The organism is Janthinobacterium saanense (assembly GCF_014200675.1).
GTDB lineage: Bacteria > Pseudomonadota > Gammaproteobacteria > Burkholderiales > Burkholderiaceae_D > Janthinobacterium.
Map to the genome: position 1 here is coordinate 151,372 of NZ_JACHCI010000016.1, position 8,578 is coordinate 159,949.

Annotated in this window: 9 protein-coding genes; all 9 read left to right on the top strand. The window is 62.2% G+C overall.

Going from position 1 to position 8,578, the window contains the following annotated elements; translation table 11 throughout:
• The first annotated feature begins 7 nt into the window (after nucleotides 1-7).
• From HDE72_RS20265 to HDE72_RS20305, 9 genes are read left to right on the top strand one after another with little or no spacing between them, the layout of a single operon-like run.
• Nucleotides 8-1,711: a GspE/PulE family protein gene (locus HDE72_RS20265; protein ID WP_183744526.1), complete on the top strand. Its 1,704-nt coding sequence runs from the start codon at nucleotides 8-10 to the stop codon at nucleotides 1,709-1,711.
• Complete coding sequence (locus tag HDE72_RS20270) at nucleotides 1,711-2,916, top strand: type II secretion system F family protein (protein ID WP_183744528.1); 1,206 nt, start codon at nucleotides 1,711-1,713, stop codon at nucleotides 2,914-2,916. The genes HDE72_RS20265 and HDE72_RS20270 overlap by 1 nt, the downstream gene beginning before the upstream one ends.
• Nucleotides 2,917-2,930: 14 nt before the next feature.
• Nucleotides 2,931-4,496 (top strand): hypothetical protein, encoded by a 1,566-nt coding sequence (locus HDE72_RS20275; RefSeq protein ID WP_183744532.1) that lies wholly within the window; start codon nucleotides 2,931-2,933, stop codon nucleotides 4,494-4,496.
• A complete protein-coding gene (locus HDE72_RS20280; protein ID WP_260176825.1) occupies nucleotides 4,493-5,146 on the top strand; it encodes a hypothetical protein in 654 nt (217 codons plus the stop codon). The genes HDE72_RS20275 and HDE72_RS20280 overlap by 4 nt, the downstream gene beginning before the upstream one ends.
• Nucleotides 5,143-5,502, top strand: a complete 360-nt coding sequence (locus HDE72_RS20285; RefSeq protein ID WP_183744535.1) for a hypothetical protein — start codon at nucleotides 5,143-5,145, stop codon at nucleotides 5,500-5,502. Before HDE72_RS20280 ends, HDE72_RS20285 begins: the two co-directional genes overlap by 4 nt.
• Complete coding sequence (locus HDE72_RS20290; protein WP_183744538.1) at nucleotides 5,499-6,203, top strand: prepilin-type N-terminal cleavage/methylation domain-containing protein; 705 nt, start codon at nucleotides 5,499-5,501, stop codon at nucleotides 6,201-6,203. The genes HDE72_RS20285 and HDE72_RS20290 overlap by 4 nt, the downstream gene beginning before the upstream one ends.
• On the top strand, nucleotides 6,203-6,964 hold the full coding sequence (locus tag HDE72_RS20295; protein WP_183744541.1) for an ABC transporter permease subunit: 762 nt from the start codon (nucleotides 6,203-6,205) through the stop codon (nucleotides 6,962-6,964). Before HDE72_RS20290 ends, HDE72_RS20295 begins: the two co-directional genes overlap by 1 nt.
• Nucleotides 6,964-7,686 (top strand): hypothetical protein, encoded by a 723-nt coding sequence (locus tag HDE72_RS20300; RefSeq protein ID WP_183744544.1) that lies wholly within the window; start codon nucleotides 6,964-6,966, stop codon nucleotides 7,684-7,686. Before HDE72_RS20295 ends, HDE72_RS20300 begins: the two co-directional genes overlap by 1 nt.
• 34 nt (nucleotides 7,687-7,720) lie before the next feature.
• Nucleotides 7,721-8,293: a prepilin-type N-terminal cleavage/methylation domain-containing protein gene (locus tag HDE72_RS20305; RefSeq protein ID WP_183744547.1), complete on the top strand. Its 573-nt coding sequence runs from the start codon at nucleotides 7,721-7,723 to the stop codon at nucleotides 8,291-8,293.
• The last annotated feature ends 285 nt before the right edge of the window (nucleotides 8,294-8,578 follow it).

Consider the following 8,578-nt stretch of genomic DNA (forward strand, 5'->3'; position numbering starts at 1 on the left):
ACGTTTCATGGCAGAACAGGCAAAACTTCCGCTGGGCAAGTTGCTGATCCAGAAAGGCGTGATCAGCGAAGACCAGTTGCGCATCGTGCTGATCGAGCAAAAGCGTAGCGGCGAACCGCTGGGCAAGCTCTTGATCAGCCTGGGTTTCGTGACGGAAGCCACCGTGCGCGAGGCGCTCAGCGAAAACCTCAGGCAGCAAAGCGCCGACCTGGCGAATCTGGTGGTGGACGCCATCGCCCTGAAACTGATCCCCAAGGACGTGGCCAAGCGCTACCGCGTGTTTCCCATCGTGTATGAACGGCAAACGGATAATCTGATACTGGCGATGGCCGACACCAGCAATATCGTGGCGCTGGACCAGATCAGCGCCATGCTGGTGAAAGGCATCACGATTTCCACCTTGCTGGTGAATGAATCCGATATCACGCGCGCCATCGACCAGTATTACGGTTTCGAATTGTCGATCGATGGCATCCTGCATGAAATCGAAACGGGCGAGGTTAATTACCAGAGCATGGCTTCGCCATCGGACGAGTACAGCCAGCCCATGGTGCGCCTGATCGATGCGCTGCTGGCCGATGCCGTGCAGAATGGCGCGTCCGACATCCATTTCGAGCCGGAACAGTCCTTCCTGCGCATCCGCTACCGCATCGACGGCATCTTGCGGCAAATCCGCAGCCTGCATAAATCATACTGGCCCGCCATGGCCGTGCGGCTGAAAGTGATTTCGAACATGAATATCGCCGAAGCGCGCGCGCCGCAAGATGGCCGCATCACAATCAAATTTTCGGGCCGGCAAATTGACTTTCGTGCTTCGGCGCAACCCACCGTGCATGGCGAAAATTTTGTCTTGCGCGTGCTGGACCGGCAAACGGGCATCGTCCCGCTCGATGCACTGGGCCTGGCCGAGACGGAACTGACCCTGCTCAAACTGATGATCGCGCGCCCCGATGGCGTGATCCTCGTCACGGGGCCGACCGGCAGCGGCAAGACCACCACCCTGTATTCCATCATCAACCATATCAACACGGAAAGCGTCAACATCATGACCCTGGAAGACCCGGTTGAGTATCCGATGAATATGATACGGCAGACCTCCGTCAATGAATCGGTCAAGCTGGGCTTTGCCGACGGCATACGCTCGATGATGCGGCAAGACCCGGACGTGATACTGGTCGGCGAGATCCGCGACCGCGAAACGGCCGAAATGGCGTTTGCCGCCGCCATGACGGGCCACCAGGTGTATTCCACCCTGCATACGAATTCGGCCATCGGTTCGCTGTCGCGCCTGCTGGACATCGGCATCTTGCCCGACATCATGGCTGGCAACATCATCGGCATCGTGGCCCAGCGCCTGGTGCGCAAACTGTGTCCGCATTGCAAGGAAACCCAGGTGGCCGACAGCGTCGAAAGGCGCTTGCTGGGACTGCATCCCGACGATGGCCCCGTCGATATCTGCCGCGCCGTCGGCTGCGAACGCTGCGCCCACCAGGGCTACAAGGGGCGCCTGGCCATCATGGAATTGCTGAAAATGACGCCCGAACTCGATGAAATGACAGCCCGGCGGGCCAGCACGCGCGAACTGAAGAATGCAGCCCGCGCAGCCGGTTTCCACGCCCTGGTCGACGATGGCATGCGCCGCGTGCGCGAAGGCTTGACGACCCTGGAAGAAGTGGCGCGCGTGGTCGACTTGACGGACAGGCTGGCCTGATGCCGCAATATGTCTACCGCGCCATGGACGCTGGCGGCGCCCTGATTCCCGGCAGCATGGAGGCGGCCAACGTGCCCGACCTGGAAGCGCGGTTGCACCGCATGCAGCTGGACTTGATCGACTGCAAGATCACGGGCCAATACCTGGCGGTGTTCGGCAAGCGCGTCATCCACCGCCGCGACCTGATCAACTTTTGCTTCCATATGGAACAATTGACGGGCGCAGGCGTGCCCATTTTGGACGGCTTGAACGATTTACGGATCAGCACCGATCACCCGCGTTTGCGCGAAGTGGTGACGGACTTGATCGAAAGCATAGAAGGCGGCTTGCCCTTGTCGGGCGCCATGGCCCAGCATGGCGACATTTTCGACGCCACGTTTACCAGCCTGATCCTGGCCGGCGAGCAAAGCGGCAAGATCGCCGAGGTGTTCAAGAACCTGTCGGAAAGTTTAAAGTGGCAGGATGAACTGGCGTCGCAAACGCGCAAGATCGTCATGTATCCGATCATCGTGGCCATCGTCGTCTGCGCGGTGACGTTTTTCCTGATGATCTACCTGGTGCCGCAGCTCACTGCCTTTATCCGCAATATGGGCGGTGAATTGCCGCTGCACACGCGCGTGCTAATCTTTGTGTCGAATGTGTTCATCGACTATTGGTATCTACTGCTGGCCCTGCCCATCGCGCTGTTGCTCGCTGCGCGGGCCTGGATCAAGCGCAGCAATGCGGCCCGCTATGCTTTCGATGGCTTGAAACTGCGGGTATGGCTGATCGGCCCGGTGCTGCATAAAATCATCCTGGCCCGCTTCGCCACCTTTTTTGCGCTGATGTATGCCTCGGGCATCACCATCCTCGACTGCATACGCTTGTCCGAAGGCATCGCCGGCAACCAGGTAGTGGCGGCCGGCCTGCGCCGCGCCGCCCAGCTGATCAGCGAAGGCCAGGGCGTGACCAACGCCTTCCAGCACACGGGCATCTTTCCGCCGCTGGTGATCCGCATGCTGAAAGTGGGTGAAGCAACCGGCTCGCTGGATACGGCCTTGCGCAATGTCAGCTATTTCTACAACCGCGAAGTGAAGGAATTGATCGAAAAGGTGCAAGCGATGATAGAACCGGCCATGACGGTGATCCTGGGCTTGCTGCTGGGCTGGATCATGCTGTCGGTGCTGGGGCCCATTTACGACACGATCAGCACGATCAAAACGTGAAGGCCGACACGATCATGTCCCGCAAACAACTCTTTTATCTCAGCAGCGATATCCTGACCGCCTACGACTGGCGCAACGGCGCCTTGGGCGCAGGCCATGCTTTTCCAGCAAGTGCGGCCGGGCTGGACGCCTTTGCCGCCTGGCTGGAAGATCCGAGCGAGCAACGGCTGCGGGTGCCCGCCTATTTGCTGACGGACTTGATCGAAGAAGACTTTCAACACCAGCTGCTGCCCCATGTGCGCGGCAAGGCTGGGCGCGCGCTGCTGGCGCGGCGCCTGGGCCAGTTGTACCGCGACACGCCCTACCGTGGCAGCACCTTGCTGGGCCGGGAAACGACAGGCCGCCGCGATGACCAGCTGCTGTTCTTTGCGCTGACCAATCCTGCATTGCTGCAGCCGTGGACGGACGTGCTGGACCAGTTGTCGATACCGCTGGCCGGCATCTATGCCACCAGTCTGCTGAGCATTGCGCTGGTGAATAAACTGGCGCTAAACCACGAACACCTGCTGCTGGTGACGCAGCAATCGGGCGGCTTGCGGCAAAGTTATTATGAGCAAGGGCAGTTGCGCTTTTCACGCCAGACGCCGGCCATTGCACTCGATGGCGTGGCCGTCAATATCGCGCTGGAAACGGAAAAGACCCGGCAATTCCTGACCAGCACGCGCATGCTGGCACGCGGCGACGTCTTGCATACCGTGATTTTGGCGCCCGCCGCCCAGCTTGCCAGGCTGGAACTACTGTGTGACAACGGTATCGAAGTGGTCTATCACTTCATCGACCTGCAGCTCGCCAGCGAGCGCGTGGGGTTGACAACGGCGCCGCTGCTGGCCGATGCATTGCTGCTGAGCTTGCTGGGCAAGCGGCCGCCGGCCAGCCATTATCCACCCGGCCCGCTGGCCCGCCACCGCCATGTGCAGCGTTCCCGCACGGCCCTGTATGGCGCCAGCATCGCGCTGGGTACGGTGGTCGTCGTATGGACTGCGGGCTATCTGCTGGGCGGCATGCAAGACGGCGCCGAGATCACGCGGCTGCAGCAGGAAACGGCCTCGTACCAGAATCGCTACCGCCAGCTCATGTCCGGCATGCCGCCGGCGCCGGCCAGGACGCAAACCATGAAAACGGCCGTCACGCTGGAACGCATGATCAACAGCCAGGCGCCGGAACCGGGCCGCCTGCTGAGCATGCTCAGCGCGGCGCTCGATGGGGCGCCGCAAGTGCGGCTGAACCAGCTGCACTGGAATGCAGGGCCGCCGCCTGTCCGCACCGCATCGGGTGCACAAACCGCACCGCAAGGCCAGGCGGCGCCAGCCATCGCCAGCACGCTGGCCGGCATTCCGGCGGCGCCTGCGCAAGCCTTGCGCCTGGAAGCCGATGTGGAGATGCCGCGCAACGATTACCGCAGCGCACTGTCCGCCATCACGGCCTTTGCACAAACACTGGCGCGCCAGCCGGGTTTGCGCGTGGAAATCGAGGAAGCGCCGCTGGACTTGCGGCCCGGTGTCGCCCTGAGCGGAAAAAGCGCCACACCGGCGCCCGACAGCCATGCCCGCTTCACGGTCTTGCTGGTGTGGCAGCCATGAACGGCCCCGTCAAATCGCCACCCTTGCCCGGCATGAAAAAAGCCGTCGTCGCCGCACGCCCCGCGCCGTGGTGGCTGGCCGAACTGCATAGGCTAAGGCCCGCGCTGCTGTGCGCCGCCTTGACGGTAGCCGCAAGCGTGCTGCTGCTCGGCTTTAGCCACCACTACGCCGAAGACCGGGCCGATGCGCGCGAACTTGCGAAACAAGCGCGCAACAAGGCGGCCGCCCTGTTCAATCATGTGGAAACAGAAAAACGCGATATCCGCGCCTATGAACCGCAGTTTCTTGCGCTACGCCAACGAGGACTGATAGGCGAGGAAAACCGGCTGGCCTGGATAGAGACCATCCGCCACAGCCAGGAAGAACGCAAGCTGCTGACCATCAGCTATGACATCAGCGCCCGGCAAGTGCTGAAAGCGCCGCCAACGCTGGCCATGGGGACGCTACAGTTACGGGGCACGCCCATGCGCCTGCAGATGGACTTGCTGCACGAAATGGATGTGCTCAATTTGCTCGCCGACTTGCGCCAGTCCGGCTATTTTGCCGTGCACGATTGCAGCATCAAGCGCAATACTTCAGCCGCTACCTTGAGCGCCGAGTGCGGCTTGTTGTGGCTGACGTTGGGCAATACCGGCACGGAGCGCCCATGAAACAATTGCTTTTCCTCTTGCTGGTCACCATGTCTGCTCAGGCGCAGGAAGCCAAACTGGGGCGGCTGTTTTCCTCGCCCGAACAGCGGGCCCAGCTTGACGCGCAGCGCTATGGGGCGCCGCCCGCCGATAAGGCCGCCCCGGCACCGCCGCCAGAACCGCCGCCACCGGTGGAACTCAATGGCGTGGTACAGCGCAGCAGCGGCCACTCCACCATCTGGCTCAATCAAACGCCGCACAACGATACCAAGGGCACGCTGCGCCTGTCGAACGGCCAGCAACTGCGCTTGAAACCGGGCCAGCGCTACGATCCGGCCAGCAACACCATCAGGGAAGTCACCGAGGTACAGCCATGAAGCCGCAGCATCAAGCGGGCTTCAGCCTGATCGAGATCGCCATCGTGCTCGTCATCGTCGGCTTGATGATAGGCGGCCTGGTCACGCCATTAACGGTGCAACTGGAACAGCGCAAGGTGGCGGAAACGCAAAAGGCGCTCGACGACGCGCGCGAAGCGTTGACGGGCTTTGCCGTGCGCTATGGCTATCTGCCCTGCCCCGCCATTTCTGCCATGAATGGCCTGGAAGACCGCAATGGCGGCCGCTGTACGGAAGAAAAACGGGCCGGCTTCCTGCCATGGACCACCTTGGGACTGGGCAAGAGCGACAGTTGGAACAATCTGTTCCGCTATAGCGTCACGCCCGCCTTCAGCGACAGCGAACAGCAATTCGGCCTGGGCACGCCGCGCGACATCAGCGTCGCCACGCGCGACGGCGGCCCGCTGACACAGGCCACCGCCCTCAACGACATTCCCGCCGTCATCATGTCCCATGGCAAGAACGGCTTTGGCGCCACCAGCGCGCAAGGCCAGCGCCGGGTGGGACTAGCCGTTGCGGGCAATCTCGACGAGCGCAACAACATTGCCAGCGACACACTTTTCATCAGCCGCGCCGGCAGCACCGGCTTGCAGGCCGGTGGCAGCTTCGACGACATGGTGGTGTGGCTGTCGCCCAATATCCTGTTCAACCGCATGGTCACGGCGCAAAGGCTGCCGCGCTGATGGCCCTGTTCATTATTGCCCGCTACACACTACTCGAAGCGCTGCGCAGTCGGCTGCTGTGGCTGTTCCTGCTGGCCGCCTGCGCCGCGCTGGGACTGTCCGGCTTTTTGCAGCAGCTGGCCCTGACGGAAAGCCGCGCCGTGCAGGCGGCGCTGCTGGCGGCCGTGCTGCGCCTGGCCAGCGTTTTTTTACTGGCGGCGTTTGTGATCACCAGCATGGCCCGCGAAGCGGCCGACAAGGGTAGCGAACTGCTGCTGGCCCTGCCCATGCCGCGCGCCAGCTATTTGCTGGGCAAGCTGGGCGGCTATGCGGCGCTGGCGGCCGTGCCGGCGCTGCTGTCCGGCGCCTTGACAACCCTGTTTGCGCCGCCGTCACAAAGCGCGCTGTGGGCGGTTTCCCTGCTGGGCGAACTGTGGATCGTCGCCGCCTTCAGCCTGCTGTGCGCCGCCAGCCTGCAGCACGCCTTGCCGGCGCTGGCGGCCTGCAGCGGTTTTTATGTGCTGGCACGCAGCGTGGGCAGCTTGCAACTGCTGGCCCACAGCCCGGGCGGCGGGCCGTCGTGGACGCGCCAGGCCATGGCCAGCGCCATCGATGGCCTGGCTTTGCTGCTGCCCCGCCTGGACAACTTCACGCGCACGGACTGGCTGCTGTACGCCACCGGCGACTGGCATGCGCTGGGGACGGTGGCCGCGCAAACGGCCATTTACGTGACCTTGCTGGCTGCCTGCGCGCTATGCGACTTTTACCGCAGGAACATCTGATGGCCAACAAGCTGCGTCCTGTGTCGAGCGTGCCCCATTTTGCATGGCTGCTATTGGCTTGCGCCCTGCTGCTGCAACTGGCCTGGCGCTGGAGCCAGAACAACGAGGCAGTCCGGGCGCAGCCGCTGCCGGCTCCGCCGCCCTTGGCCGCCGCACGCCTGGCCAGCCTGGGCGACCCGCTGGCCATGGCCAGGGGCTGGCTGCTGTACCTGCAGGCGTTTGAAGACCAGCCAGGCGTCAGTCTGCCCTGGCGCAGCCTCGATTACGATCACCTGGCCGGCTGGCTGGAGAACGGGCTGGCGCTCGACCCCCGCAGCCAGTATGCGCTGGTGGCCGCCAGCGAAGTCTACGCAGGCGTGTCCGACCCGCTGCGCACGCGGCGCATGCTCGATTTTGTCGCCCGCAGTTTTAACGACGATCCCGCCCGCCGCTGGCCCGCCATGACGCAAGCGGCACTGGTCGCCAAACACCAGTTGCACGATCTGCCGCTGGCCCTGGCCTATGCGCGCCAGTTGCGCCTGCAGACGGCCGGTCTGCAAGTACCAGCGTGGGTACGCGAAATGGAAGCCTTTATCCTGGAAGACATGGACCAGCTGGAAAGCGCGCAAATCGTGCTCGGCGGCCTGATCCAGGATGGCCAGATCACCGACCCGCACGAACTGGCCTTCCTCGCGCGCCGGCTCGATACCTTGGCAAGAAAGTTATCAAAAAATGTACAATAGCCTGCCACTGGCAGCTTCTTCGAAAGGAATCGCCATGTCTCACCACCGCCAATCCGGCTTCACCCTGGTTGAAATCGCCATCGTGCTCGTCATCATCGGCTTGCTGCTGGGCGGCGTGCTGAAAGGCCAGGGCTTGATCGACAGCGCCAAGGTGAAAAACATCATCCAGCAATCGAATTCGCTGACAGCCGCCGTGAACGCCTACCAGGACAAATTCCGCGCCCTGCCCGGCGACGATATCCAGGCCACCCTGCACGTACCGAACGCGGCAGGCAATGGCAATGGCGACGGCCAGATCGGCGACGGCCAGCCGCGCGAATTCACCTTGGCGCCCCAGCACCTGGCGCTGGGCGGTTTTATTACCGGCTCGTTCAACGGCACCAGCCAGTTCATGACCAGCGCCCAGGGCGGCGCCGTCTACCTGTACAACGACGAAGTGGGCGGCCGCGCCGGCAACGGCATCCGCTTCGACAACCTGCCCGAAGGTTATGCCGAACAAATCGACAGCAAGCTCGACGACGGCATCGCCACCACCGGCTCCGTGCGCGCCACCCAGCCGTATGGCAATACAGGCGCCATCATCCCCCGCACGGCCGTGTTTTTCTAATTCGCGCTACTGCATGGATATCCTCGGAGGAACATTGTCCCGGTTAGATATCCATGAAAACGGGACTGGCGCAAACTGACCCTGACTTCGTGACTTCGGGCGTTCATATTCGCTAAACGTTTTTATAATTAGGTGGAGATTTATATTTATCAAATTCTTTTTCTTTTTCAGAGTCAAGTTGTTCATCTAAGGAAGCGCTGATCAATTCGCTTTCCTAGCGAAATTGACGCGCCAAATGGTCGAACAGTAAGTCGATCAAGCGTATTTTCGGTCGATTTGACGCGA

Excerpts from the sequence above, each read along its gene's own strand:
- HDE72_RS20285 (WP_183744535.1), top strand. The coding sequence starts at position 5,143 with ATGAAACAATTGCTTTTCCTCTTGCTGGTCACCATGTCTGCTCAGGCG.
- HDE72_RS20295 (WP_183744541.1), top strand. The coding sequence starts at position 6,203 with ATGGCCCTGTTCATTATTGCCCGCTACACACTACTCGAAGCGCTGCGC.
- HDE72_RS20270 (WP_183744528.1), top strand. The coding sequence starts at position 1,711 with ATGCCGCAATATGTCTACCGCGCCATGGACGCTGGCGGCGCCCTGATT.
- HDE72_RS20290 (WP_183744538.1), top strand. The coding sequence starts at position 5,499 with ATGAAGCCGCAGCATCAAGCGGGCTTCAGCCTGATCGAGATCGCCATC.
- HDE72_RS20305 (WP_183744547.1), top strand. The coding sequence starts at position 7,721 with ATGTCTCACCACCGCCAATCCGGCTTCACCCTGGTTGAAATCGCCATC.
- HDE72_RS20265 (WP_183744526.1), top strand. The coding sequence starts at position 8 with ATGGCAGAACAGGCAAAACTTCCGCTGGGCAAGTTGCTGATCCAGAAA.
- HDE72_RS20275 (WP_183744532.1), top strand. The coding sequence starts at position 2,931 with ATGTCCCGCAAACAACTCTTTTATCTCAGCAGCGATATCCTGACCGCC.
- HDE72_RS20300 (WP_183744544.1), top strand. The coding sequence starts at position 6,964 with ATGGCCAACAAGCTGCGTCCTGTGTCGAGCGTGCCCCATTTTGCATGG.
- HDE72_RS20280 (WP_260176825.1), top strand. The coding sequence starts at position 4,493 with ATGAACGGCCCCGTCAAATCGCCACCCTTGCCCGGCATGAAAAAAGCC.